At 65.3% G+C, this 24,979-nt stretch carries 20 protein-coding genes and 1 pseudogene; 10 read left to right on the top strand and 11 right to left on the bottom strand.

Annotation, left to right across the window (positions count from 1 at the left end):
* Positions 1-3 precede the first annotated feature (3 nt).
* From JWN03_RS22700 to JWN03_RS22685, 4 genes are read right to left on the bottom strand one after another with little or no spacing between them, the layout of a single operon-like run.
* Positions 4-1,032, bottom strand: a complete 1,029-nt coding sequence (locus JWN03_RS22700; protein ID WP_297618482.1) for an NAD-dependent epimerase/dehydratase family protein — start codon at positions 1,030-1,032, stop codon at positions 4-6.
* Positions 1,033-1,034: 2 nt separating this feature from the next.
* On the bottom strand, positions 1,035-1,685 hold the full coding sequence (locus JWN03_RS22695; protein ID WP_297618479.1) for a PIG-L deacetylase family protein: 651 nt from the start codon (positions 1,683-1,685) through the stop codon (positions 1,035-1,037).
* Positions 1,682-2,464 (bottom strand): sugar phosphate nucleotidyltransferase, encoded by a 783-nt coding sequence (locus JWN03_RS22690; RefSeq protein ID WP_297618476.1) that lies wholly within the window; start codon positions 2,462-2,464, stop codon positions 1,682-1,684. Before JWN03_RS22690 ends, JWN03_RS22695 begins: the two co-directional genes overlap by 4 nt.
* Positions 2,461-3,738, bottom strand: a complete 1,278-nt coding sequence (locus JWN03_RS22685; RefSeq protein WP_297618474.1) for a class I SAM-dependent methyltransferase — start codon at positions 3,736-3,738, stop codon at positions 2,461-2,463. Before JWN03_RS22685 ends, JWN03_RS22690 begins: the two co-directional genes overlap by 4 nt.
* Positions 3,739-4,314: 576 nt before the next feature.
* Between JWN03_RS22685 and JWN03_RS22680 the strand changes: the two genes are divergently transcribed.
* The 3 genes from JWN03_RS22680 (at position 4,315) to JWN03_RS22670 (ending at position 7,828) form a co-directional block, all read left to right on the top strand.
* Positions 4,315-5,766 carry a sugar transferase gene (locus JWN03_RS22680; RefSeq protein WP_297618472.1) on the top strand — a complete coding sequence of 484 codons (1,452 nt, stop codon included), beginning with the start codon at positions 4,315-4,317 and terminating at the stop codon, positions 5,764-5,766.
* Positions 5,767-5,867: 101 nt separating this feature from the next.
* A complete protein-coding gene (locus JWN03_RS22675; RefSeq protein ID WP_297618470.1) occupies positions 5,868-7,103 on the top strand; it encodes a cytochrome P450 in 1,236 nt (411 codons plus the stop codon).
* Complete coding sequence (locus JWN03_RS22670) at positions 7,100-7,828, top strand: TetR/AcrR family transcriptional regulator (protein ID WP_297618468.1); 729 nt, start codon at positions 7,100-7,102, stop codon at positions 7,826-7,828. The genes JWN03_RS22675 and JWN03_RS22670 overlap by 4 nt, the downstream gene beginning before the upstream one ends.
* A gap of 2 nt (positions 7,829-7,830) precedes the next feature.
* On the opposite strand, the gene JWN03_RS22665 is transcribed toward JWN03_RS22670, so the two are convergent.
* From JWN03_RS22665 to JWN03_RS22655, 3 genes are all read right to left on the bottom strand, one after another.
* The gene (locus tag JWN03_RS22665; protein WP_297618465.1) at positions 7,831-10,887 is read right to left on the bottom strand and encodes an NACHT domain-containing protein; all 3,057 of its coding nucleotides are present in this window, start codon (positions 10,885-10,887) and stop codon (positions 7,831-7,833) included.
* A gap of 97 nt (positions 10,888-10,984) precedes the next feature.
* Entirely contained in the window at positions 10,985-13,189 is a 2,205-nt protein-coding gene (locus JWN03_RS22660; RefSeq protein ID WP_366914464.1) for an MMPL family transporter, read from the bottom strand.
* Positions 13,190-13,291: 102 nt separating this feature from the next.
* Positions 13,292-14,272, bottom strand: coding sequence for a hypothetical protein (locus JWN03_RS22655; protein ID WP_297618462.1), 981 nt, complete (start codon positions 14,270-14,272; stop codon positions 13,292-13,294).
* A gap of 92 nt (positions 14,273-14,364) precedes the next feature.
* On the opposite strand from JWN03_RS22655, the gene JWN03_RS22650 reads away from it, so the two are divergent.
* Entirely contained in the window at positions 14,365-15,036 is a 672-nt protein-coding gene (locus tag JWN03_RS22650; protein ID WP_297618459.1) for a TMEM175 family protein, read from the top strand.
* A gap of 27 nt (positions 15,037-15,063) precedes the next feature.
* Here JWN03_RS22650 and JWN03_RS22645 read toward each other — a convergent pair.
* Together JWN03_RS22645 and JWN03_RS22640 are read right to left on the bottom strand one after the other, a co-directional pair.
* A pseudogene (locus tag JWN03_RS22645) lies at positions 15,064-15,546 on the bottom strand (Uma2 family endonuclease); the annotation flags it as partial.
* Between the two features lie 204 nt (positions 15,547-15,750).
* Complete coding sequence (locus JWN03_RS22640) at positions 15,751-16,086, bottom strand: hypothetical protein (RefSeq protein ID WP_297618456.1); 336 nt, start codon at positions 16,084-16,086, stop codon at positions 15,751-15,753.
* 161 nt (positions 16,087-16,247) lie between these two features.
* On the opposite strand from JWN03_RS22640, the gene JWN03_RS22635 reads away from it, so the two are divergent.
* The 3 genes from JWN03_RS22635 to JWN03_RS22625 are packed head-to-tail and all read left to right on the top strand — an operon-like array spanning position 16,248 to position 17,896.
* The gene (locus JWN03_RS22635) at positions 16,248-16,583 is read left to right on the top strand and encodes a hypothetical protein (protein ID WP_297618453.1); all 336 of its coding nucleotides are present in this window, start codon (positions 16,248-16,250) and stop codon (positions 16,581-16,583) included.
* The gene (locus tag JWN03_RS22630; protein ID WP_297618450.1) at positions 16,558-17,076 is read left to right on the top strand and encodes a DUF6879 family protein; all 519 of its coding nucleotides are present in this window, start codon (positions 16,558-16,560) and stop codon (positions 17,074-17,076) included. Before JWN03_RS22635 ends, JWN03_RS22630 begins: the two co-directional genes overlap by 26 nt.
* Positions 17,063-17,896: a helix-turn-helix domain-containing protein gene (locus JWN03_RS22625; RefSeq protein ID WP_297618447.1), complete on the top strand. Its 834-nt coding sequence runs from the start codon at positions 17,063-17,065 to the stop codon at positions 17,894-17,896. Before JWN03_RS22630 ends, JWN03_RS22625 begins: the two co-directional genes overlap by 14 nt.
* On the opposite strand, the gene JWN03_RS22620 is transcribed toward JWN03_RS22625, so the two are convergent.
* Entirely contained in the window at positions 17,865-19,244 is a 1,380-nt protein-coding gene (locus JWN03_RS22620; protein WP_297618502.1) for a threonine/serine ThrE exporter family protein, read from the bottom strand. The two genes, JWN03_RS22625 and JWN03_RS22620, sit on opposite strands and share 32 nt — an antisense overlap.
* A 179-nt stretch (positions 19,245-19,423) precedes the next feature.
* On the opposite strand from JWN03_RS22620, the gene JWN03_RS22615 reads away from it, so the two are divergent.
* The 3 genes from JWN03_RS22615 (at position 19,424) to JWN03_RS22605 (ending at position 24,324) form a co-directional block, all read left to right on the top strand.
* The gene (locus JWN03_RS22615; RefSeq protein WP_297618444.1) at positions 19,424-21,358 is read left to right on the top strand and encodes an acyl-CoA dehydrogenase family protein; all 1,935 of its coding nucleotides are present in this window, start codon (positions 19,424-19,426) and stop codon (positions 21,356-21,358) included.
* Between the two features lie 108 nt (positions 21,359-21,466).
* A complete protein-coding gene (locus JWN03_RS22610; RefSeq protein ID WP_297618441.1) occupies positions 21,467-23,638 on the top strand; it encodes an MMPL family transporter in 2,172 nt (723 codons plus the stop codon).
* Positions 23,639-23,685: 47 nt separating this feature from the next.
* A complete protein-coding gene (locus JWN03_RS22605) occupies positions 23,686-24,324 on the top strand; it encodes a phosphatase PAP2 family protein (RefSeq protein ID WP_297618438.1) in 639 nt (212 codons plus the stop codon).
* Here the strand turns inward: JWN03_RS22605 and JWN03_RS22600 are convergent.
* Positions 24,308-24,979, bottom strand: a 672-nt coding sequence (locus JWN03_RS22600) for an NERD domain-containing protein (protein WP_297618435.1), incomplete at its 5' end; no start/stop codon positions are given. The genes JWN03_RS22605 and JWN03_RS22600 overlap by 17 nt on opposite strands.

Raw genomic sequence — 24,979 nt, 5'->3', positions numbered from 1 at the left:
CATTCAGGCGCCGATCCGGACGCGACGTAGTTCGTCGTCGAGCACACCCGCATCCTTGAGCGAAGTCAGATGTGCCAGCCGGGTGTAGCGCTGGAAGAAGGCATCGGCGGTCAGCCCGCGTGCCACGTACTCCCGGTAGAGCTCGGCCGCGCCCTCCGGAATACTCCACATCGCGTCGAAGCCCAGTTCTTTGCGGGCGTAGGAGAAGTCGACCCGGTAAGAGCGCGGATCCGCGCCGCTCTCGCCGGTGATGGCCAGGGTGGATCCCGGAACGGCCTCGACCACGGACTGCGCGATCTCGGCGACGGTGAGGTTATTGGTCTCGGTCCCCACGTTGTACGCCCGGCAGTAGATGGCCTCGGTCGGGGCTTCCAAACAGGTGACGAAGGCACGGGCAATATCCTGCGCATGCACCAGCGGCCGCCACGGGGTGCCGTCGGAGAGCACCTTCACCTCACCGGTGAGCACCGCGTACCCGACCAGATTATTGAGCACGATATCGGCGCGCAGCCGGGGTGAGAAGCCGAAAGCGGTGGCATTGCGCAGGAATACGGGGGCGAAGCCGGAGTCGGCGAGCGCCGCCACATCGTCCTCGACCCGCACCTTGGATTCGGCGTACGGGGTGAGCGGCCGCAGCGGCGCCTCCTCGGTGACCAGATCCGCGCCGGCGGCTCCGTACACCGAGCAGGTGGAGGCGTAGAGAAAGCGTTGCACGCCCGCGTCCTTGGCCAGCCGGGCCAGGCGCACCGAGGCGTGATGGTTGATGTCGTAGGTGATCTGCGGCGCGAGCGCGCCCAGTGGATCATTCGACAGCGCCGCCAGATGGACCACGGCATCGAAACCGGCGAGCTGATCGACGGTCACATCGCGCAGGTCCACGGTGAGAGTCGGTGGTGCGGGCGCTGTCTCCCCGAGCACGCAGTCGGCGAAGTACCCGATATCCAGGCCGGTCACCTCGTGACCGGCCCGCTGTAGCTCGGGCACCATGACCGTCCCCAGATAGCCCTGATGTCCGGTCACGAGTACGCGCATGGTCATGCACCTCCGAAAGTGATGGTGGCCTTGTCGAGCAGGAATGCCTCCGCATGCGGCGCCCGGCACTGCACGCCCCGCAGCCGCGAGAGGGCGAGGAAGGACTGCTCGTCGAACCAGTCCCGAGTGCGTTGCGAGGGATAGTGCTTCACGAGCAGCTCGGCCTTGCGCTCGGCAATGCCGGCGGGCAGCGGATGGAACACGGTGGGCTGCGGAGTGTCGTTCTCCCACTTGAGGATCTCGTAGCCCAGCACCAGGTGATCGCGGAACTCGGTGGGGGTCAGCTCGGCCAGCAGGCGGTGATCCTGGTGGGCGTCGCCGCGATGCGGGGCGAACACCACCTCCGGACTACTGCCGCGGCGCAGCGCCGCGACCGCGTCCTTCACCCGCTCCCAATGCGCAGGGGCATAACCGTCCGGGATATCGAGGATGCGCAGATCCAGATCCGCGCCGGGGCAGAAGGCGGAGAGCGCGTCCTGCTCCTCCATGGCTCGATCCGTCCCGGCGCCCGACAGCACGAGGGCTCGAACGCGCAGGCCCGGAACGGCATTCGCCATGGCCAGCAGCGTTCCGCCGAGGCCGATGGCCAGATCGTCGCAGTGCGCCGCCAGTAGGGCGATCTCACGGACCGCGCCCGTGCCGAGTCGGATCATGGTGTGGACTGCTCCCACACCATCCAGGGGCGATCGCCCGTCATGTATCCGGCGTCGAGTTCGGCGCGCTCCTTGAAGGTGTCGGCGGGCTTCCAGAAACCGTGATGCTGATAGCCGAAGAGCCGGCCCTGCGCGGCCAGCGCGCCGCAGGCGTCCTCCACCAGATCACCGCCGGGCGGCAGGTGATCGAAGATCTCCTGGGTGAGCACGAAGTAGCCGCCGTTCTCCCAAATGGGCAGGCGCGATACCGGAGTGATGTTCTTGACCTCGCCGGCCGAGTTCACATCCACGCAGTGGAAGGAGGACTGCGGCGGCACGATCATCATGGAGGCCGCCGCACCGGACTTGCGGAAGTCCGCGACCACCTCGTCCAGCGGGGCGTCGGTGAGCACATCGGCATAGTTGGCCAGGAAGTAGCGCTCACCGTCGAGATGGTCGCGCACCCGCCGCAGTCGTTCCCCGATAGGCGATTCCACGCCGGTGTCGACGAAGGTGATGGTCCAGTCGCTGATATCCGATTGCAGCAGCTCGACCTGGCCGCCGCGAATGACGAAGTCGTTGGAGACCGACTCCTGATAGGTGAGGAAGAAGTTCTTGATGTGCGCGGCGCCGTAGCCCAGGCACAGAATGAAATCCTTGTGCCCGAAGTGCGCGTAGTAGCGCATGACATGCCAGATGAGCGGGCGCGGGCCCACCATCTGCATGGGCTTCGGGATCATGTCCTCGGTGCCGTTGCGCATGCGCATGCCGTAGCCGCCGCAGAACAGTACAACCTTCACTTCGCTTGCCTCTCTGCATGATTCGATGCGGCGGCGTCGTCGAGCGTCGCATGGGGTTGTGCGTGATGGAGAGTGGGGAGCGGATAGACGAGCTCGCCGCCCCAGTCGGTCACCTGGCGCAATTGCGCGGTGATCTCGGCCTCCAGATTCCACGGGAGCACCAGCACCACATCCGGCTTGTCCGCGTCGATGCGCTCGGGCTCGTGGATCGGAATGCGGGTGCCTGGCGTGAATCTGCCGTGCTTGTACGGGTTCCGGTCCACGGTGTACTCGAGCAGATCGGGTCGGATACCGCAGTAGTTGAGCAGGGTATTGCCCTTACCGGGTGCGCCGTAGCCGACCACTCGTTTGCCGGCGGCCTTGGCCTCGAGGAGGAAGCGCAGAAGTTGCTGGCGCACCAGTTCGGTGCGTGGGCGCAGCGCGAGATAGCCGGAGACGTCGTGCAATCCGGCCTCGGCTTCCTGGCGCAATACCTCGGCTACGCGCTCGGAAGGCTCGGCCACCGCATCCGGGCGTGCCCAGATGCGCAGGGAACCGCCGTGCGTGCCGAGCAATTCCACATCGACCACGGTGAGGCCCGCGGTCGCGAGCGCGCGCTGGGCGGACAGCACGGTGTAGTACTGGAAATGTTCGTGGTAGATGGTGTCGAACTGGCCCAGCGTCACCAGATTGAGTGCGTGATGCACCTCGATGGAGACCCAGCCGTCGTCCGCGAGCAGTGCGCGCAGGGACCTGGTGAACCCCAGCAGATCTGGTATGTGGGCGTAAACATTATTGGCCACAACAAGATTCGCGGCGCCGTGTTCGGCGCGGACCTGCGCGGCCAGCGCCTCGTCGAGGAAGGCCGTCACGGTCGGCACGCCCTTCTCGCGGGCCGCGGCGCCGACATTCACCGACGGCTCGATGCCCACGCAGGGGATGCCCGCGGCGACGGCGTGCTGCAGCAGGTAGCCGTCATTGCTGGCGACTTCGATCATGAGCGATTCGCCGCCGAGCCCCAGACGTGCGGTCGCGTCCTCGACGAAGAGTTTTGCGTGCTGTACCCAACTGTCCGAATAAGAACTGAAATACGCGTATTCCGTAAATGTCTCCGCGGGCGTGATGAGCGCCGGAATCTGTAGCAGCAGACAGTTTTCACAGACCCGGAGATGAAGTGGAAACGTGGGTTCCGGCTGATCGAGCTCCGCCGCGGTGAGAAATTTTTCACACGGCGGTGTCGCCCCCAGATCGAGCACGCTGACCAAACGGTCGGACGCACATAGACGGCATTGCACGCAGAATCCCCACCTTTCACCGAGACCGGCACCGGCGCAAGGCCGGCTGCACTGAGGTCGGCTCGATCCGGCCTTACGTTACAACAGGATTCACCGACTCCGCTGGGCTCAGGCGGTGACAGGTGAGCGCCGGGGCAGCAATTTTCTGCGAGTCGCAGAACGGGGCAGGCGGACGGCTACCACTCGAGTCTTGCAATTCAAGGGTTACTCTCACTTCACACGGGGTCTGGCACCCGGCACAACCTGTGTTTTTGGGATTAGGGGAAATTGGGGGAAACAGGCGGGAAACCGGTTGCGATGCTTCCGGCAACTTTTCGGAAACATTGGCAACACACAAGTTTCATCGTCGCCGGTGGCGCAGTTGTGTAACATTCGGCATCTGGCCACCGAAAGAGTCGGCGGTCCCCCAGGTTGGCGCGCAGCGAAAACCCTTGGGGAGCCGACATTATTCTGTCTTCTGTGGAACTGATCAGTGGGGATCGGAACCGAGTTCTCCCGTGGGGGAGGTGCGTTCGTTTCATGAGTTTCGAAGTTTCTTCTCGTCGAGCAGTGCGTGTAAATCGGCTGCCTCGACCGTTGCCACGTTCGGATCGCGAACGCTGGCAAGGTGATTACGCACGCCGTCTCTCGGGTAGCGACCTGCTGGTCGTCTGCCTGGCAATCGGAATGGCGCAGCTCCTCCGCTTCGGCGGCCCGGCTGATCCGACGCTGGCTTCCAGGTTCCCGCTGGAAGTTCGCTACACCGTGGTGTCGGTGGTGCTGGCGCTGGTCTGGTACGCCGCGCTCGCGCTCAGCGGTACCCGCTCGCTACGTGTAATCGGTAGCGGCACAGAGGAATACCGCCGGGTGGTCTCGGCCTCGCTACAGCTGTTCGGTGGCGTAGCCATCGTTTCGCTACTGCTGCGCGTGGATGTCGCCCGTGGCTATCTGGCGATTGCCTTGCCGCTGGGCATGTTCGGGCTCATGATCGAGCGCCGGCTATGGCGCGGGTGGGTAGCCAGGCGGCGCTCCCGTGGCGAATATCGCACCTCCATGCTGGTCGTCGGCAGCCCGGATGCGGCGCGGGCCATGGTCGCGGCGTTCTCGCGGGATCAGGAGTCCGGCTATCAGGTCATCGGAGTGTGCACCCGTGAGGAGGGTGAACTCGCCGAACGCGGGCTGGAGGTCGGCGGCCGGGAGATTCCCATTGTCGGTACCGACCGGTCCGTCATCGACGCCGTTCGGCGTACAGGGGCCGATACGGTCGCCGTCACCGCCACCGACAATCTCGGCCCGGCCGACTTCCGGCGCATGGCATGGGAATTGGATCCGCTGGGCGTCGAGCTGATCGTCACGCCCGGTCTGGTGGATATCTCCGGCGCCCGGCTCACCCATCGCCTGGTCGCCGATATGCCCATGCTGCATGTGGAGAAGCCGCAGTACGACCGCGCCAAGTCGATTCGCAAGGCGCTCTTCGACTTCGGCTTCGCACTGTGCGCGCTGCTGGCCATCGCGCCGGCGCTCATCGGCATCGCCGTCGCGGTCAAGGTGAACAGCCGGGGGCCGGTGTTCTACCTGTCCGAGCGGATCGGGCGCGACGGGCATCCGTTCCGCATGATCAAGTTCCGCAGCATGTACGCCGACGCCGACGCGCACATCACCGCGCTCATCGCCGGCAACGGCGGCAACCCGCTCTTCTTCAAGATGCGCGACGATCCCCGGGTGACACGGGTGGGCCGGATCATCCGCAAGTACAGCCTCGACGAGCTACCCCAGTTCTTGAATGTGCTGCGCGGGGAGATGAGCATTGTCGGCCCGCGCCCGCAGGTGCGCCGGGAGGTCGATTCGTACGACGGGATGATGCGGCGGCGACTGCTGGTCAAGCCCGGCGTGACCGGGCTGTGGCAGGTCAGCGGACGCTCGGATCTGACGCCCGACGATGCCATGCGGCTGGATCTTTCCTATGTCGAGAACTGGTCGATGGTCTTGGATCTCCTGCTGATCTGCAAGACGATAGGGGCGGTGACCAGGGGAGACGGGGCGTACTGAGATCATCCGGCCGATCAAGTGAACATTATTTAGTAATAGGTGTTCACAAAGGGGGCTGTGGTGTGGTTCACTTCTCCGGAACGTGATCCAAAGGAGGAACCGTGTCCGCGCCGTCCATCCCCTCCGGGTTCGACTTCACCGATCCCGACCTGCTCGCACAGCGTCTGCCTGTCGAGGAATTCGCCGAGCTCCGCCGCACCCAGTCCATCGCCTGGGTGCCCCAAGCCGGCAGTGGCTTCAAAGACGACGGCTACTGGGCCGTCACCAAAATGGATGACATCAAGGAGATCTCGAAGACTCCGGAGGTGTACTCCTCCGAGGAGAACACCGCTGTCATCCGCTTCTACGACGACATCATGCGCGAAGAGATCGAGGTGCAGCGCTATCTGCTGCTGAACCAGGATCCGCCGCGGCATACCAAGCTGCGCCGCATCGTGTCCAAGGGCTTCACCCCGCGGGCCGTCGAATCGCTGCGCAATGCGCTGCGCGACCGCGCCGAGCGAATCGTGCACGAGGCCAAGAAGACCGGCTCCGGCGACTTCGTCACCCAGGTCGCCTGCGAGCTGCCGCTGCAGGCCATTGCCGAGCTCATCGGTATTCCGCAGGAAGATCGCGGCAAGATCTTCGACTGGACCAACCAGATGATCTCCTACGACGATCCCGACTTCGAGGGTGACCACAAGGTCGCCACCGCCGAGGTCATGGGCTACTCGTGGAACCTGGCCGAAGAGAAGCGCAAGTGCCCGGTCGACCTCGACGGCCACGCGGACATCATGTCCACGCTGCTCAATGCCGATGTCGACGGTGAAGCCATGGGCTCCGACGAATTCGCCTGGTTCGTCATCCTGCTCGCCGTCGCCGGCAACGAGACCACCCGCAATGCCATCACGCACGGCATGAAGGCGTTCGTCGACAATCCGGAACAGTGGGAGCTCTACCGCGAGCAGCGTCCGCGCACCGCTCCCGACGAGATCGTCCGCTGGGCCACCCCGGTCATCGCCTTCCAGCGCACTCTGCTGCAGGACACCGTGCTCAGCGGTCAGGAGATGAAGGCGGGCCAGCGCGTCGGAATGTTCTACTCCGCCGCCAATTTCGACGAAGAAGTCTTCGACAAGCCTTTCGAGTTCAACGTCCTCCGGAACCCGAATCCGCATGTAGGCTTCGGCGGCACCGGAACCCACTTCTGCGTGGGCGCCAACCTCGCACGCCTGGAGATCGACCTCATGTTCAACGCCATCGCCGACGTGATGCCGAACCTGAGTCAGGTCTCCGACCCCGTCCGGCTGCGCTCGGGTTGGCTGAACGGCATCAAGAGCTGGCAGGTCAAATACGAATGAGTGAACCCCGCCGACGCGGCCGGATGCCTGCGGTAAGCGACGCCGACATCCGCCGTGTCGCGCGGTCACTGCTGGTAGAGCAGGGCCCCGATGCGATCACCCTGCGGGCCATCGCCCGCGAGCTGGGCGTCACCGCCCCCGCGCTCTACCGGTACTACGACTCCCGCGACGGCCTCGTCGCGGGAGTGCGGACGGATGTCTGCACCGATCTGGCGAACTTCCTGGCCGCACGGCTGGAAGGTCTGCCCGACGATGCGGCCATCCGGTTCTTCGCCATCTGCCGCGGGTTCCGCGAGTGGGGACTGACCCACTCCCGCGAGTTCACCCTGGTCTTCGCGTCCCCCGCCGTCGCCGGAATCACCAGCGCCATGCAGCAATTCGGTGAACCCGTCGGCCGCCTCTTCCTGGGTGCGGCCGGCCGCCTGCTCACCGAGTACGAAGTCATCACTCCGCCAACGGAACTCATTCCGCCCGAACTGCGCGACGACCTGATCCGCTTCCAGACCGATCTACTGCGGGTGCTGGCCGAGTCCGGCCAGAAATTCCCCGCCGAAAAACTCGACCTCGGCGTGAGCTACGTGATGATCCAGTTCTGGGCCCGCCTCTACGGCCACGTCACCCTCGAGGTCTTCGGCAACTACCCCATCACGGTGAGCCACCCCGACGTACTCTTCGATGCCACGCTGGCCGATATCGGCCGCGGCATCGGGCTGGTCGCGGGCTGAGTTCAGGCGCGCTGCTGCCGCGTTGCCTGGGCCGCCTGCAGTTCCTGCAGGATCATCCGGAAGTGATTGGCATTGGCTCGGTCTCGCTGCCTGACCATTCGGTCCACCGGGATGAGGATCAACGCCACCACCACGGCTATGGCCGCGACCGTCGGCCAGCCGATCCAGTCGGCGATCGTCGACATACCGGGCACCACCAATGCGGACGCCGCGCAGCAGGTAATGAGCGTGGACGAATACAGCAGAGCTTCGAGGTCGGCCGACACAATGGCGACTTCCTCGAAGTACCAGGTGATGGCGGCTACGACGGCGGAGACGCCGAAGACGATCAGCATCGTCCATGCGAGCCAGGTCGGGCCCCACGGCGAAGTGTGCGCGACGGTCGCCATCGCACGGTAGATCCCGGTGCCTGTGAAGGCCAGGGTCGCGGCGCCGACCGTCGCCCGCCACAACAGGTTCAATCCGGTCGTACTGTGCTCGACGTCGCGGGACGCCCGTGACCAGAGTTCGGCCCGGGCCGTCTCGTTCCCCGTGAATTGGTACACCATCATGTATTTGACGAGTTCGCGTTCCACCGTCAGCGGCAGCGTGTTCAGGATCGCGATCTCTGTCACGGAGAAGTCGAACCGGCGCAGGAAAGTGTGCAGCACCTGGCGAACGTTCGAATCCGAGCGTTGTGAGCGCAGGAGTCGGTCGCCGAGGGAGTGCATTACCTGATTGAGCTCCTGATCCCCCATCACGATCCGGAGGGCTTCGGACCCGTGTGGCCGGCGGCGAACCAGTATCAAGCTGGACAGCAGCACCGCGATACGGGGATCCAGCCGTTCTATCAGGAAGTCCGGCGGGCTCGAGGTCGTGGCCAGGTGTGCCACTCTGCGCATGAGCTGTGCCAGTCGTCCCTTCGGATCGAGGGTGAACGGATCCCACGCGCCGTCGAGTCCGTCGTAGGTTCTCGCCGGATCGCCGAGTGGTGTGTGATCCTCCAGTGCCGCTTCGATATTCGGTTCCCGTATCAGCGCGCACAGCCACCAGGCCGCAGCGGTCGCACTCGTATCGCTGCTCCAGACCAGCCTCGCGAGTTCCAGTGCCGCACTGGGAGTTCCGATGCCGCCCAGCCTGTCCACCGTCCAGAGCCGATCCGGGGCCACCGCATCGGCGAGGGCGGGCACGGCGACCTCCCCCATCGACTCCGCGCACTCCTTGGTCAGCGCATCATCGGTGCGGACCGCCAGTTGCACCAGAAAACTCGCGGCGTCGGCACGACCGGAGCGGGCCAGGGCGCGCATGGCGTGCACGGCACCCGCGTCGGCCTGGGCTTCGAGTTGCCCGCGGACCCGGCGGCCGCGATCGGTGTCGCGGGAGGCGACGCTGCCCAGCGCCCCCACGATGCCGGTCGCCTCGCCCATGGCCGTCGGCTCGGGGCCGGGCGCCGGAGTAGACAGGCCGGCGAGGAAGTGCGTCACTATGCGGTCGGCCAGCCGATCGTCGATTTCGCTTGCCTCGGAAAGGCATTCGAGTGCCAGTACCTGGTGCTTGAGGTCGTTCGAATCGAACAGGCGCTCGACCACCGTGGTGCAGTTGTTGCCGTCCAGGCCGCACCAGAAGCGCACGGTGTCGTGCCAGAAGGTCGGATCCGACCAGTATCCGGCGAGCAGCCGACCGGCTCCCACCGGCCCCTCCAGGGCTCGCGCCGTGAAGTACTCCTGAAAGCTCCTGTGCGGGAACCAGAATCGTTCGCCGGTATCGGAGCTGACCAGCATCTGACTGCGATCGGTGAGATCACGCACCAATTCCCGCCCGTGCTCGGCTCTGAGGTCGAGCGCCGCCAAGGTGGCGGCCAGCACCACGCGGAGTCTCTCCTTGGCGATGACGAGCCGATCACCCTGCTCGGCAGGCGTTTCGGTCATGGCCAGGGCGATTCGCTTCAGCACGGCGAGCTTGTCGCCCGGTTCGAAGGGTGAGGTACGTTCGCCGCGATCCAGCAGCAGATCGCGGGTGACCATATGATCGCTTACTCGCGAATAGAAGGCGGCCCGTGACGCCGGGAGTGATCGCCCACGGCGCAGCAGACTGCCGGTATACAGATCCGCGAGCAAGCTCAGTAGCAATGGGGTGCGGGCCAGCTGGAGCAATTGCGGGCTCTGCCGGATCTGATCGAATATGCGCTCTGCCGTGCCCAATTCGGCGATCTCGGCATCGGTGAGCCCGCTGCCGGCCGACCGTTCGACGGTCAGCCAGCGGTCCAGAAACCGGAGTATCGAGGAGTCGTCGAAGCCGGCGATCTGGATCACCTCGAAGGCGCCGAGACTGCCGTTGTAGGCCGATCCGCGGCCGGTTACCACAATGGAGTTGGCGTCATCGCCACTGGAATGGGTCTTGCGAAAGGCTTCCAGCGCCGCGATAACACCGGGCTGCTGGTCCGCGTTCACCTCGTCGAGGCCGTCGAACAGCAGCCGCATGGCGCCGTCGTTCAGCCGCTGGGTGACGAATTCCATTGCGCGACTGTCATTCTTGTCGCGCGGCAGTCGGAAGCGCGTCGCGATCAGGCTCGGCAGATCGACCGAACCGTCGCAGCGGTGCAGTTCCACCAGCACCGGAAGCTGTTGCTTCTGCTGGAGTTTGCGTGGTTGCTGTGCCCAGTGCAGCAGAAAGTGTTTGGACAGCAAGGACTTTCCGGCGCCAGCCTCACCGAGCAGCAGTACGGCCTTCTCCTGCAGCACCCGCCGCCGCAGATCGTGCCGCCGGCCGCCGCGCTCGTACTGCAGATGCACGTAGATCGAGTCCACGGCAATCTGCCGCTGCTTCGTCAGTACATGGCGTCCGTACTCGTCCGGAATCTTCGCCCGGTAGTGGGTGATTCGCTTGTCTTCGCTGAAGCGGATCGCCATGCGTTCGAACGCCCGGCGGGGGAGTTCGGCGAGCAACCCGTACAGGCCCTCGCCGAGTTTGTCCCCGAACTTTTTCAGCGCGATGGCGAGAATCCCCACGATGATCGCCCCGCCGGCGACCCCACCGAACACCGCGGTGAGGCCCTCGGTGATCGAATCCTGCTCGGCCACGATCAGATGCTAGGCCGCATTCCAGGAGTCTGCCGGGTAATCGCCTGGCTATAGGGGAGATTGGGGGATCGGTCCGCGCTCCTCGTCCGGCCGGGGGTCAGCGCGCGGCCCCGACGAGTTCGGGGACCGGGGGCGGCGGCGGCTGCTCGTCGTCCAAGACCGGTTCACCCAGCCCGATGCGCTGCTGGATTCGCTTCATCCAGGCCGGAGCCCACCAGACTCGGTCGCCGAGCAGTTTCATAGTGGCGGGGACCAGGAGCATGCGGAGCAGGGTGGCGTCGATGAAGAGCGCGGCGATCATGCCGTAGGCGATGTACTGCATGAGTACAAGATCCGAGAAGGCGAACGCGCCGGTGACCACCAGCAGGATCAGGGCTGCCGCGGTGATAATGCCGCCGGTTTGGGCAGTGCCGGTGCGGATGGCTTCTTCGGTGGTAGCGCCCCTGGCTCTGGCCTCGACCATGCGGGAGACCAGGAATACCTCGTAGTCGGTGGACAAGCCGTAGACGATGGCGATGATCAACACCAGCATGACCGCTTGACCGGGTTGTGGGGTGAAGTTCAACAGGCTTGCGCCGTGGCCGTCGACGAAGATCCAGGTCAGGATGCCCAGGGTGGAGCCCAGTCCGAGGCCGCTCATGAGTGCGGCCTTGATGGGAAGCACGACGGAGCCGAAGGTGAGGAACATCAGCAGACCCGTGACCAGCAGAACCAGTGCGATCATCCACGGGATGCGGCCGAGCAGCGCGTCGATACTGTCCTTCTGGAGTGCGGGGACACCACCGACGAGCACGGTCATATCGTCGGGCAGATCCAACTTCCGCAGGTATTCGATGGTCGCGCCGGCGTGATTGATATCGGCCACCGGGGCCGTCGTCTTGTAGATGTCGCGATTGGTTTGTGATCGGGCCGGAATTCCGAATTTCGAGACCAGTCCCGGCGCCTGGTTGGCCTGATTCCAGACCGGTCCGACTGCACTGGAATTACCGGTGACGATGATGATTTCGATCGGATCGGAGCGCCGATCCGGGAAGTACGTATCAATCTGCTGCTGCGCCATCCTGGTCGGATTGTCCGGCGGCAGATACTTCTCACCGAAGCCGCCGAAGACGAGGTTCTGGATCGGCAGGGTCAACAGCAGCAGGCCGAGCAGCAGCGGGATGGCCACCTTCCGTGGATGTTTCATCACCCATGTGGTGGTGCGGCCCCAGAACCCGCTCTCCATCGTCACCGTGGACTTGGTGCGCCGGAAACGGTCCAGCCCCAGTAAGTCCACGCGCGGCCCGAGGATGGCCAGCATGCCGGGTAGGACGGTGAGTGCCGTGAGCGCCGCGATGGTCACGGTCGCAATCGCGCCGTAGGCAATGGATTTCAGGAAGCCCTGCGGAAACAGCAGCAGGCCACCGAGACTCGCGACGATCATGGTCGCGGAGAACACCACGGTGCGCCCCGCCGTCATCACGGTGCGCCGTACCGCTGTCCGTGTGTCGTACCCGGCGGCGAGCTCCTCGCGGAACCGGCTGACGATGAACAACCCGTAATCGATGGCCAATCCGAGCCCGATCATCGAGACCACCGGGGAGACGAAGGAATTGACGTCGGTGAAGTTCGTGAGGAACCGGACTATGCCGAACGCGCCGAAGATGGTGAGCAGACCGATGATCAGCGGTAGCGATGCGGCGACCACACCGCCGAAGATGAAGAACAGCAGTAGCCCCACGAGTGGGATGGCCAGCAGTTCCATGCGATGCAGATCGTCGGCGATGGTGTCATTGAGTGTGCCTGATATCGGCTGCAGTCCGCCCACCTGAACGTTCACGCCCGGAATGGTGAAGTCGTTCTTGACTGCTCGATAGTTTACGAGCAGATCAGTGTCGTTCTCGCCGTGCAGCGCGATGGCCGCCAGCGCGTGGGTCCGGTCCTTGGTCACCAACCCGGCGGCGACGGCACCGGTCTCGGTGGGCCAGTAGGAGGCTCGAACTCCCGCGATCTGGTCCGGATGATCGCGCGGCAGGCTGTTGAGGTGGTCGATGATCACGCTGCTGAAATCCGGATCGTCGACGGTCTTGCCCTCGGGCGCGGTGTAGAGCACCACCACATCGACATCGTGATTGCGCCCGAACGCCGCATCGGCTAGCTGCCCCGCCTCGGACGACTCCGAGTTGGGATCGAACAGTCCGCCGGAGCTCAGGTGGTCGTCCAAACCGAGTCCATAACCACCCAGCGACAGCAGCGCCGCCACCATCACTCCGATGACCCCGAACCGCCATCGGCAGGCCAGATCACCCCATCGCGCGAACAGGTTCATATGTCACGGTAACAAGCAAGATCGTGATCGGCATTATCGTGTTTCGCTCTTCGATTGCGGCACAGTCATTTACATGCAGTTATGTGCAATACGCGTCTATTTGCAACCATCGGTTTGCGGCAGGGGATGGTTCGGGTCGAAGTAATAGTCGGAGTCGTGCCCGGACCCGGTGGTGCCGCCGCCCTGCGCGGCGCCGATGGTGGGAGCGAGGAACCCTTTACGTGACCACGCGCAATCCATCGAGTAGATGTCGCCCTTCCCGTGGTCGAGCCACAGGCCGAGGTTGGCGCCCGAGTAACGGCGGGTATCGCTGACGACCGAGTAGTCCACCTCCCAGCGCACCACGGCGACAAGATCGAGCGCGCGCCGGACGCGCTGCGGATTACCCGGGTCGAAGGCGTAGGCGACTATGTAATTGGTGTGCACCACCAGGTTGCCGTCCACATCGACACCGGCGGTCATGCTGCCTTTGACCTTTGGCTGGGATGGCAGCAGCTGGGTGCCGGGCGCGAGGGCGGTCACGTAGTAGTTGCTGTGGTCATCGGGATTGTCCCGCGTGCGCTGTAGTGCGTCGTCGCGGAATTTCGGTGCGAACAGCGCCAATGCGGGCCCGGGATCGTCGGCGGCCATAGCGGTCCGATCCAGTCGCTGCGCGATCATCACCCCTCGCACCTGCGTGTAGGCCGCGGACACCGCGCCCGCGTCGAACCCGCCCACCGGTTCGGCGGCCGGCGGCTGGAATCCATCCGCGCCATCGGCCCAATTTGCCGCGGGCGTATTGAGAAACGGCATATTGAGATTTACCCGCACCGTCTCCGGCGCCCGCGAGGTAGCGGTGGTCGTGGGCGTGGCCGACGACTGCAGCCCCACCGCCCCCGACGTCTCGTGCCAGACGGCCAGCAGGCCGACCACCACCGCTATCACCGCGATGATCGGCAATTTGGTGCGCAGCTTATGCTTTCGCTGCCCCCAGCTCTGTCGCCGGGAGTACTCCTTCTCGATGCGCGTTATGCGCTCATTCCACTCCGGCCCGGCGAAATCCGGATGCTCGGAGAGGTCATCGTGCTCGTTGAACATGTTCCCCCGACTCGGTGTTGCGCGCCAGACGCTAACCGACGGTGCCGAATCGATCAAACCGAAGCACCGATATGTCAGTACTCTCTGTGGCTGTGAATGATTCGGGGCGGGTCGAGGCCTTCAGTGACGGCGTGTTCGCGGTGGCCATCACGCTGTTGATCCTGGAGATCAAGGTTCCGCTGAATGCGGGCGATCACCTGTGGCAGGACCTGGGGCACCAATGGCCCTCGTACGCGGCGTATGTGGTGACATTCCTGAACATCGGCATCATGTGGGTGAACCACCACACCGTGTTCGGCTTCGTCGAGCGGGTGGACCGGACGCTGCTGTTCCTGAACCTGTTGCTGCTCATGGGCGTTGTCGCACTGCCCTGGCCCGCGGCGCTCGTCGCGGACTACCTGACCGAAGGCCACGGGAGCGGGTCGGTGAGCGCCTGGACCGGGAGCCATGCCGCGCGTATCGCGGTCGCCATCTACGGCAGTTTCATGGTCTACCACGGAATTCTGTTCCAAGCGGTGTGGTTGCACCTGACCCGCACCGGCAACCTCTTCTACTCGCGGGTCGACGTCGAGGCCGCCCGCGCCACCCGGTGGCGCTTCGGCCTGGGCATAGCCATCTACCCCACCACCGTCGCCCTGGCTTTCATCTCCGCGCCGCTGACCATGGCACTGCACGGCGTACTGGCCCTGTACTACGCGCTCAATCAGATTCCGGTGCCAGTGGTCGACGAACCGCCCGCATCACCTGCCGCTGTGAATCCTTAACGGGCGCAACGGCGCCTTGTGCCGTTTTCAACGCGCAAGACCGGTGAGGCGACTCCAATCGAGTTTGACCGCGATCGGCAGGTCGATCTCGGCCACACCGTCGGTGTGCTCGAGCGTCTGGTGCGGGCGGTACTGGTTCAAAACGTGGTCGAGCACGAAGGTTTCGATGACGGCTACGTCGTTGTCGGCAAGGTGCACAATCCAATACCACGGGATCCCAGCCAACGCGTACTCCGCCATTTTGTCGGCGGTGTCGACTCGTTCGGTGCCGGGGGAGACGACTTCCACCACAAGTTTGACCATCGATGCGGGCAGCGGGCGGAGATCCGGCGGAGCGCACGCGAACAGTGCGGCATCCGGACGTCGGATCGTCGCGCGCGACAGTGCCCAGAGCAACACATCGAAGTCGGTGTCGACGTCCAGGCAGCCGTCGTTGTACCGGCTCATGTGCGCGTCGGCTGCCGTCTCGATGAAGTCGGCAATGCGGCGGGCCGCCTTTTGATGTGGACGGGAGGGAGATTCGGCGCGAACCGCCTCACCGTTGACGACCTCGAAGTCGGCAGAAGTCTTCCGGAAGGGTCTTCCAGATCTCCACGGTAATCGGGGCGGGCTGCAGGTTCTCCTTGCGAGCCCAATCCAGCAGTTCGGACACCATCCACTCCTCGTCCAGGCGACGGTACCGATCGATCCTATCGGGCGAGCCGAGCTGGGACGTCAAGCTCCGCCCGAGTCTGGAAGCAGGTCGTTCGCTGACCGGGCATAGGTGGTCTCCGGCTCGACCGTGATGACATCGCATACCTTTGCCAGGAAATCGGGCACCTCGCCGCCGAGGTGCGCGAGGCTGGGCGTCACCACCGCATCGACGCCCAGGCGGCTCACCACCGTGCGCAGGCGCAGGTCGGGGCGGTCGGTGTGTGGTCCGAAGACCACGGTTTTGCGCAGGTCGTAGCCGAGCCGGGCGGCAACGCTGCGGATCTGCGCCTCATCCCACACCTGCCTGGCCTTCGAGATGTCGTGCCGCAGATAGCCGATCGCCGATGGTGCGCTCATCACTGCCCTTGCTGTCGGTGGTTTCCGCTCTCCACGGTATGGAGCGCCACGCCCCGGCGGCAGGAGATTGCTCGAGGTTGCTCGAATCTCCCGCTGGAAAGGTCCTGGCACCAGCGATAATGAGATGTGTTCGTAGTTGCCTCGAGCAAGGACACGGCATCATGGAGATACGGCTTCTGGGCGGACCCACCGGCGGCAACGGATCACCCAGATTGTGGGCAACCGACCGCGACAGCATCATCGTGCAGGGGTGGCGCACCGGCAAAACCCCGGGCACTGTCGAGATACCCCATCAACTACTCGGCTTTCTGGAACTCGAAACCTGTCTGGGTGCAGCGCTGCACAACACCGGATACGGGACCTTCACCCTGTGCGGTGAAGTGGTCGACGACCCGCACGTGCTGTCCGCCATGCAGATTCCCGACCACGAGACGGCCGTGGAAGTTCGTGCGCTGAAAGCGAGTTACCCGCATGCTCTATCGCTCCGAATTCGATGACCTGTATCGGTCGCATCGCCGCGCGTTCCATCTGGAGGTGCAGGACACCTACGGTGTGGCCGCCGAGAACGAGCAGCTGGAGCGCTTCGTGGCGGGGGAGCCGACCAGCCACCCGGCCGACTGGCAGGAGTGGGATGCGCTCGTGCGCGCGGTGACCGAGGAGGGCACCCTGATCCAGCGATTACGCATCGTGACCGAACCGCATACCGACTACACCCGATTCCTGCTGCATCACACCGATCGCAATGTCGAAGCCGGGGAACAGGTCCGATACCTGCCCCGGCACCGCGTCGATCCGGCCGATTACACGGCCGACGACTGGTGGCTGTTCGACGACGGCCCGCTGGCCTTCTCGATCTTCTCGCCCGAGGGCGAATGGGCCGGTGGTGCGGTCACCGAGGATCCGGTCCTGCTCGCCCGCTGCGCCCAGGTCCGGGATCAGCTGTGGCCGTTGGCGATTCCGTTCGACGTTTATCTCCGTGACCAGGGTTGACGAGGGGCGGCAGGCGCTCGGGGTTCGTTTGCGGGAACTCCGGGTGTCCGCCCGCATATCCGGACGGGATCTGGCCGCGCGCGCGGACTGGGGGCCGACGAAGGTATCGAAGATCGAGCACGGCCGGCAGTTGCCGTCCGAGGAGGATCTCGCCGTGTGGTGCCGCATCACCGAGAACGAACTCGCCCTGCCGGATCTCATTGCGACCGTGCGCAATGTGAATGCCGCCCACCTCGAATGGCGGCGGATCGCGGCCACCGGTCATGCGCGCCGGCAGCGGCAGAGTATCGAACGGGAAGCCGCCACCGGCCTGGTACGCGGCTACGACTGCCTGCTGCTGCCGGGCCTGCTGCAGACCCGCGACTACGCCGAAGCCGTACTGCGGCGCTGCATCCGGTTCCTCGGCAGCCCCGATGATCTCGAGCAGGCGGTCGCCGCCCGCATGGAACGGCAGCGGGTGCTGCGCGAAGGCCTGCACCGGTTCCACTTCCTCATCGGCGAATCCGCGCTGTACACCTCCGTGGGTGACGGCGCGGTCCGCAGGGCGCAGCTCGAGTACCTGCACACCATGATGTCCGCGGAGCGGGTGGTCGTCGGCGTTGTTCCCAATACCGCCGAATTCATCTATGAGACAACAAATTTCACCTTCTTCGATACCCACCTGGTGCAGGTGGAGACCATCTCGGCCGAGCTGACGATCCGGCAGCCGCGCGAACTTGTGCTGTACGAGCGGGTCTTCCGGGCACTGGCCGAGCAGGCCGCCTACGGCGACGCCGCCCAGACGCTGATCAAGAAGGCTCTGGCGGAGGGCGACCTGTGATGACCGATCCGGTACGTCGGGAGATTCGGATTGTGGTGAGGCGCGGGATAATTCGGGGCCGGCGCAGATCTCGGGCGAACCATTCGCCGAGCGTCACACCGGCCGCGAGCGCACAACCTACGGCGAAGGCGCTGAAGAGTTGGTTGATGCCGATGAGCTGTTCGTCATTGAGCAGGGCGTAGAGGCCACGATAGACACGCAGGCCGGGGAGCAGGGGAGTGATGCCCGCCAGAGCGACCACCAGTGGCGGTGTCAGTGCGCGACGGGCGAGCAGACCACCGGCCAGGCCGACCACGATGGCGGCGACACCGGAGGAGACGATCGGGCCGAAACCGGCGTTCTGCACCACGAGATACACGGCAATGGCCGCCGCGCCACTGAACGCGGCCGTGGTCAGCGCGCGGCGTTCGGCGTAGCACGCCAGTGCGAAGGCCAGCGCGGTAATGGCTCCCGCCAGCACCTTCACCGGCAGGTTGGTGAGGTCCCGGGCCGGAGCCATATCGACCGTCGGAGTGGTGAGGTTCAGCAGTTCGGACACCCGCAGCGTCAGCACGATGCCCGCGATGATGCCGCCGGTCATCATCACCACTTCGAGCATGCGCGCGGCCGCGGTGATGGGTGCGCCGGTAATGGCGTCCTCGACCGCGCCGAACAGCTGTAAACCGGCCAGCAGCACGGAGATTCCCGCCGCGATGATGAGCACCGGATCCAGCTTCAGATGGCTGGCGAAGGTGGACACCAGCACCGCCGGTATCGCGGCGATCATGCCGCCGACCATGTGCTGGAAGAAGAACGGGAGGCCGCGGCGATTGAGCCGGCGGTTGACGCGATCGATCAGGGTGGTGGTGGCGAAGCTCAATGCGGCGATCAGCAGACCGCCATTGAGCAGTAGCGCCACGCCCGCGGCCATCAGCGCCCAGCCGAAGGTCGAGATCCAGCGGTGGTAGGGGTGCGGTGCGGACGTGATCTCCTCGAGTGCGGCCAGCGCCTCCTCCGGCGGGACCAGTTCCCGGCGAATGCGCCTGGTCAGGCGATCGACCGCGGCCAGCCGGGTGAAATCGAGGGAGCGGTACTGAACCACCCGCATGGTGCTGGCGGGCGGCATCCGGGTGCCGCGGTCGATGGAGATGCGGATCGCGTTGTAGGTGACGTCGATATCGCACTTGGACAGGCCGTAGGTGGAGGCGATGAATTCGATCTGCGCGGTGGTGTCCATGACGGCCGTACCCGCCGAGAGCACCACTTCGCCTACCCGCTCGGCCAGGTCCAAAACCTGGGTCACGGTGGCGTCGTCGGTGAGGTCGATGGGCTGCAGCGGTGCGGGCGCCTCGGTCACCGCGTCGGCCATGGCATCGCGGTCGGCGACCGCACGTCCCACAATGCTGGTCAGTAGCCGTCGCGACCGCCCGAGGATGCCCTCGGGGGCACCACCGGTCTCGATAGCCAGGTCGTTGCTCACAGGAGAAAAGTACACGGGTGCGATAGATCACCGGGTTGAGCAGGGCGATAGCAGTAGTGTTTTGGAGCATGGCGAACGATGGCGATCCGATAGCGGAACATCTACGCGCGGCTCTCGACGGACCCTGGCGGGACGTGCGTGAACAGGCCCGGGTGCATCTCGACGATGCCCGGCTCTACAGCGACCCCTACCTCGATTACAAGGCCGCGAGAACGCGGGTCCTGGAGCAAATGCATCTGGTGTCCTCCTTCGGGTGGGCCGAACGTGGTTTCCGTGAGGTCGAAGGCGGAACCGGCGACCCGGGCGGGGCCGTCACCGCACTGGAAATGCTTGCCTACACCGATCTGTCGCTGTGGGTGAAGTGCGGCGTGCAGTGGGGCCTGTTCGGCGGTGCGGTCGAAAACCTCGGTACCGAACGGCACCGCCGGTACATCGAAGCGCTGCTCCCGCTGGAGCTGCTCGGCTGCTTCGCGATGACCGAAACCGGTCACGGAAGCGATGTGGCCAATTTGGAGACCACAGCCACGTACGACCCTGCCACAGAAGAGTTCATCGTGCACAGCCCTACGCCTTCCGCGCGTAAGGATTACATCGGCGGCGCGGCCGAACATGCCCGCATGGCAGCGGTTTTCGCGCAGCTCGTGACCGGTGGCGAATCGCAGGGCGTGCATTGCTTCCTGGTGCCGATCCGGGACAAGAAGGGTAAGGATCTGCCCGGCGTCACCACCTCCGACGACGGCCTCAAGGGCGGCCTGCCGGGTGTCGACAATGGCCGAATCGTGTTCGACCAGGTGCGAATTCCGCGCGAGAACCTGCTCAATCGCTATGCCGACGTCGAACCCGACGGCACTTACAAATCCGAGATCGCCAACCCGAGCCGGCGGTTCTTCACCACCCTCGGCACGCTGGTCCGCGGCCGGGTCAGTGTCGGCGGCGCGGCGGCGGCGGCCGCCCGGGTCGCGCTGAGCATCGCCGTCCGCTACGCCGAGCAGCGCCGCCAATTCGCTGATCCTGATACCGGTGTCGAGACCGTGCTGATGGATTACCGCAGCCATCAGCGCCGCCTGCTGCCGCTGGTGGCCCGCGCCTACGCACTGCAATTCGCGCAGAACGATCTGGTGCAGCGCATGCATCTGGTGCAGACCGGACAGGCGACGGAGGAGTCCGCACAGCGGGCGCTGGAGAAGCGCGCGGCAGGTTTCAAGGTCGCGCAGACCCGGCACGCCACTCAGGCTATTCAGGAATGTCGCGAAGCCTGCGGCGGCGCCGGGTATCTCACCGAGAACCGCCTGGTCACGCTGAAGGCCGACAGTGACGTCTTCACCACCTTCGAGGGCGACAATCTGGTCCTGACCCAGCTCGTCGCCAAGGACCTGCTGACCGCCTACTCCGACGAGGTGCGCGATCTCGACGCCCTCGGCTGGGTTCGCTTCGCCGCCACCATGGCTCGTGACGCGGTGCGCGAGGCCTCCGGTGTGCGGCAGCTGATCCAGCGGCTGCGCGATCGCGGTGATGACGGCGTCGATGATCAGGACCTGTCCCGGCGGTCGGTCCAGCTGCAGCTCTTCGCCGACCGCGAGGACTATCTGGTCCGCACGGCCGGGCACCGACTGCGGGCCCGCGCCAAGGAAACCGGGCCCTTCGAGGCGTTCAACAATGCCCAGGACCACATTCTCGCCGCGGGCACGGCGCACATCGATCGCCTGGTGCTGGAAGCCTTCATCGAAGGCATCGCGGGAATCGAGGACGAGGCGGCCCGGGAACTGGCCGGCACCGTCTGCGATCTGTACGTGTACAAGACCATCGAGGAGAACCAGGCCTGGTTCATCATGCACCGCTTCATGTCCGTGGAACGGGCGAAAATGGTGCGGCGCGGTGTGAACGAACTCGTGGACCGGCTGCGGCCACACGCCCTCACCCTCATCGAGGGCTTGGGCGTGCCGGAGAAGATGCTGCACGCGGCCATGCTGAACGGCGCCGGAGACGCACTTTCCCCGTCGTGATCGCGATTGCTGCTGCCGCATCGGATTGAACCCTGGTGCGGCAGTACATCGTTATCGGGGTGTCGGGCAATGCGATGATGCATCGGCCGATCGGTGACGGGAGACGCGATGATCACGAAACTGATCAGGCCGGCCATTCGCGCCCCGAAGCTCGTCCTTGTTCTGGTGGGCGTGCTGTTCCTGGTGTGCGGGGTGCTGGGTTCGCAGGTCTCCGCACGACTGTCCAATGGCGGATTTGTGGCCACCGACTCCGAATCCGCTCGTGTCGCAGACATTCTCGGGCGCGACTACAACATGTCCGGCATGCAACTGGTGCTGACCGTCGAATCCGAGGGCGGGGTCCAGGGCCCGGCGTCCGCCGCTCGCGGTAGGGACATCGCCGAACAGCTGAAGGACGATTCGCGCGTCTCGAAAGTCGTTTCGCCGTGGACCGATCCGCAGGTGGGCGGCGTACTCGTCAGCCGCGACAATAAGATCGGGCTCATTGTCGCCAGTGTGCGGGGCGACGAGAACACGGCGCCCGGGTCTGCGCGCGATCTGGCCGGTGCGTTCGTCGGCAGCCGTGATGGTGTCACCATCCACGCCGGCGGGCAGGCCATGGTTTTGGCGGAGACCGGGCAGCAGACCCAGAAGGACCTCGCTATCGCCGAGGCCATCGCGCTACCGCTGACCGTGCTGCTGCTCATCTGGTTTCTGAGAAGTGCGGTGGCGGCGGCGATTCCGTTCATCACCGGGATCGCCGCCATCGCGGGCACCAGTGCGGTGCTGTATCTGCTGACCTTCGTGGTGGCGCTGTCGGTCTTCGCGCTGAATATCACCACCGCCATCGGGCTGGCGCTGGCCATCGACTATTCGCTGTTGATCATCGGCCGCTATCGGGAAGAAATAGCCGGTGGACGTGGTCGCGACGAGGCGCTGGTGCTTGCCATGCAGCGCGGCGGACGGGCAGTGGCTTTCTCCGGGACGACGGTCGGCATCGCGCTCATCGGAATGTCGTTCTTCTCCATGGCTTTCCTGCGCTCGCTCGCCTATGCGGGCCTGGCCGTGGTCGCGCTGTCGATCGTGCTGACGCTCACCATGGTACCCGCGCTGCTGACTCTCCTGGGGGAGCGGATCAATCGGAAACCGCTGCGCGAGGCCCGGCCGGTGGAGGAGGGCTGCCTCTATCAGGTGGCGCGCACCGTGCAGCGGCGGCCCGTGCTCTGCGCACTGCCGGTGCTGGCGCTGCTGGTGCTGCTCGGTTCGCCGATCTTCGGGCTCAAACTCGGGTTGCCCGATGATCGGGTGCTGCCTGCCTCGGTGGAATCGCGTCAGGTAGGTGATCTGCTGCGTGATCGCTTCGCCGACAATGCCACGGGCACAGTGCATATCGTGGTGAGCCCGAGCGATGGCGGCACTGATCCGGGTGATCTGGGCGCGTATTCGGCGGCCTTGTCGACGGTGCCTGAGGTACAGGGTGTCACCGGTCCGGCGGGTTCCTTCGCAGGCGGCCAACCGGCCGGACCCGCCGATCCGAACGGCAGGCACGGTGACAGTGCGCAGCTGACGGTCTCATCCAAGGTCGATCCGTATTCCGAACAGGGGCAACGGCAACTCGATGCACTGCATGCCGTCCCGAAACCGGCGGGCACGCAGATACTGTTCGGCGGGCTCGCCCAGCAGACCGCGGATTCCGCCGCGGGCATCAGTCAGGGGTTCCCGAAGGCCGTCGTCTGGATCGCGGTGACCACCTTCATCCTGCTGCTTCTGCTCACCGGCAGCGTGGTGCTGCCGCTGAAGGCGTTGGTGCTCAACGTGCTGTCGCTGTCGGCGACCTTCGGCGCGCTGGTGTGGATCTTCCAGGACGGTCACCTGGGCGGTCTCGGCACACTGGCTACCGGCTCCACCATCGCGACGCTGCCGGTGCTGTTGTTCTGCGTGGCGTTCGGGCTCTCCATGGATTACGAGGTGTTCCTGCTCGCCCGCTTCACCGAGGAATGGAAGCGCTCCGGCCGGACCCGTGCCGACAATGACGACGCCGTCGCCCTGGGCATCGCCCGATCCGGCCGCATCGTGACCGCGGCGGCGCTGCTCATGGCGGTGATCTTCGTGGGCATCGCCACCAGCGGGGTGACCATGAACCGCATGCTGGGCGTCGGTCTGGCGCTGGCTGTCCTCATGGACGCCACCCTGGTGCGAATGGTGCTGGTACCGGCCTTCATGCGGTTGCTGGGCACCGCGAACTGGTGGGCTCCCGCCCGTTCCCGGCCGCTGCTGGAGAAGGCCGCGCTGCGGGAGTGAATCAGAGCTCGTGGTGACCGCCACCCGGTCGCGGCTATCGTGGCCAGGTGATCCGATCGCCCGCGCCCGCCCCGACCCGGCCCGACACCCTGCTCCGCCAGGCAGCGCTGCCCGCGCTCCTGCTGGTAACCATTGTCGTGACTGTGGTTGTGCCGCAATTCTTTCCGGCCGACGGCGGTCCGACCGGGCTGGACACCTTCCTGGAAGCGCACATCCACTCGTCGCTCGACGGGCGTCGGTGGCTCTACAGCATGCTGGTCGCGCCCAGCAACAACAGCATCATCATCCCGGTGCAGTTGATCGCGGCCGCCTGGTTCGCCTATCGGCGGCAGTGGTGGTCCGCCGGGTTCATGATCATCGGGCCCGAGTTCGCGATCCTGGTGAATTCGTTTGCGCTCAAACCTTTCTGGGACCGGCAGCTGCACCACTACCTCGCGTATCCGAGCGGGCACACCGTGCAGTTGATCGCCGTCGTCACGGCGCTGGCACTGGTCAGCGAGTCGGTGCGGGCACGGGTGACGGTCGTGGTGGTGATGGTGGTGCTGCTGCCCGCGGTGCTGGTAGGCATGGTGGGACTGGGCTATCACCATCCGACCGATGTCATCGGGGGTACGGCGGCCGCCGTCGCCTTGGTGACGGCGGCCTATCTACCGTTCCGCGCTGTGGTGCTCAGCCGTACGCAATGACCGCGGCAATAATCATCCAGAGCACCCACAGCACCACCACGATCATGCCGAGCGTCAGCATGACCCGCATGAATCCGCGACCCAGATCGATCTGGCCGGTCCGGCGCGGGTACAGCTTCCACGGGCTATACCAGGGCGCGGGCACCGAGAACCGGCGCCCGGCCGAAGCCGCCTCCAGCTCCAGTCGCGCCTGCTCCTCGGCATAGGCCTCGGCCTGCGCCTGTTGCGGCCCGCCGTGCCACAGTGTGATGTCCACCGGGCCGAGGAAGCCCTCGTTCAGCAGGTCCTGCGGCGCCGGCAGATACGGCAGAATGCCCAGCCCGCGGAAGGCCCACGCCACATCATTGGCCGACCACTGCGGGCGGCCGCGTGAGGACAGGCCGATGAAGTAGTCGTGCAACCGGCGCGGATCATCACCTACCAGCACCTCGAAACTGGGATCACTCCACAGCTGCTGCACGCGCAGATTCGAATCCGGCGGTGGCACCACCAGCACCGCGCCGTGCACCACGCGCTGCCCGAGACCGCGCTCGGCCAGCCAGTTCTGCAGGGCGAAGGTGTGATCGCGGGACTTGTCCAGCGGGGTGCGCTTATCGGTGCCGTCGAAGGTGATGATCTTCTCGGCGACCCGCCACGGGCCGTTGAGCGGCACCTC

Origin of the sequence: Nocardia sp. (assembly GCF_025465275.1) — a bacterium.
In the GTDB taxonomy this organism is placed as follows: Bacteria; Actinomycetota; Actinomycetes; order Mycobacteriales; family Mycobacteriaceae; genus Nocardia.
This window is presented reverse-complemented; position numbering and strand designations above follow the sequence as displayed.

Excerpts from the sequence above, each read along its gene's own strand:
- JWN03_RS22700 (WP_297618482.1), bottom strand. The coding sequence starts at position 1,032 with ATGCGCGTACTCGTGACCGGACATCAGGGCTATCTGGGGACGGTCATG.
- JWN03_RS22695 (WP_297618479.1), bottom strand. The coding sequence starts at position 1,685 with ATGATCCGACTCGGCACGGGCGCGGTCCGTGAGATCGCCCTACTGGCG.
- JWN03_RS22670 (WP_297618468.1), top strand. The coding sequence starts at position 7,100 with ATGAGTGAACCCCGCCGACGCGGCCGGATGCCTGCGGTAAGCGACGCC.
- JWN03_RS22655 (WP_297618462.1), bottom strand. The coding sequence starts at position 14,272 with ATGTTCAACGAGCACGATGACCTCTCCGAGCATCCGGATTTCGCCGGG.
- JWN03_RS22640 (WP_297618456.1), bottom strand. The coding sequence starts at position 16,086 with ATGAGCGCACCATCGGCGATCGGCTATCTGCGGCACGACATCTCGAAG.
- JWN03_RS22635 (WP_297618453.1), top strand. The coding sequence starts at position 16,248 with ATGGAGATACGGCTTCTGGGCGGACCCACCGGCGGCAACGGATCACCC.
- JWN03_RS22630 (WP_297618450.1), top strand. The coding sequence starts at position 16,558 with ATGCTCTATCGCTCCGAATTCGATGACCTGTATCGGTCGCATCGCCGC.
- JWN03_RS22620 (WP_297618502.1), bottom strand. The coding sequence starts at position 19,244 with ATGGCCGACGCGGTGACCGAGGCGCCCGCACCGCTGCAGCCCATCGAC.
- JWN03_RS22615 (WP_297618444.1), top strand. The coding sequence starts at position 19,424 with ATGGCGAACGATGGCGATCCGATAGCGGAACATCTACGCGCGGCTCTC.
- JWN03_RS22610 (WP_297618441.1), top strand. The coding sequence starts at position 21,467 with ATGATCACGAAACTGATCAGGCCGGCCATTCGCGCCCCGAAGCTCGTC.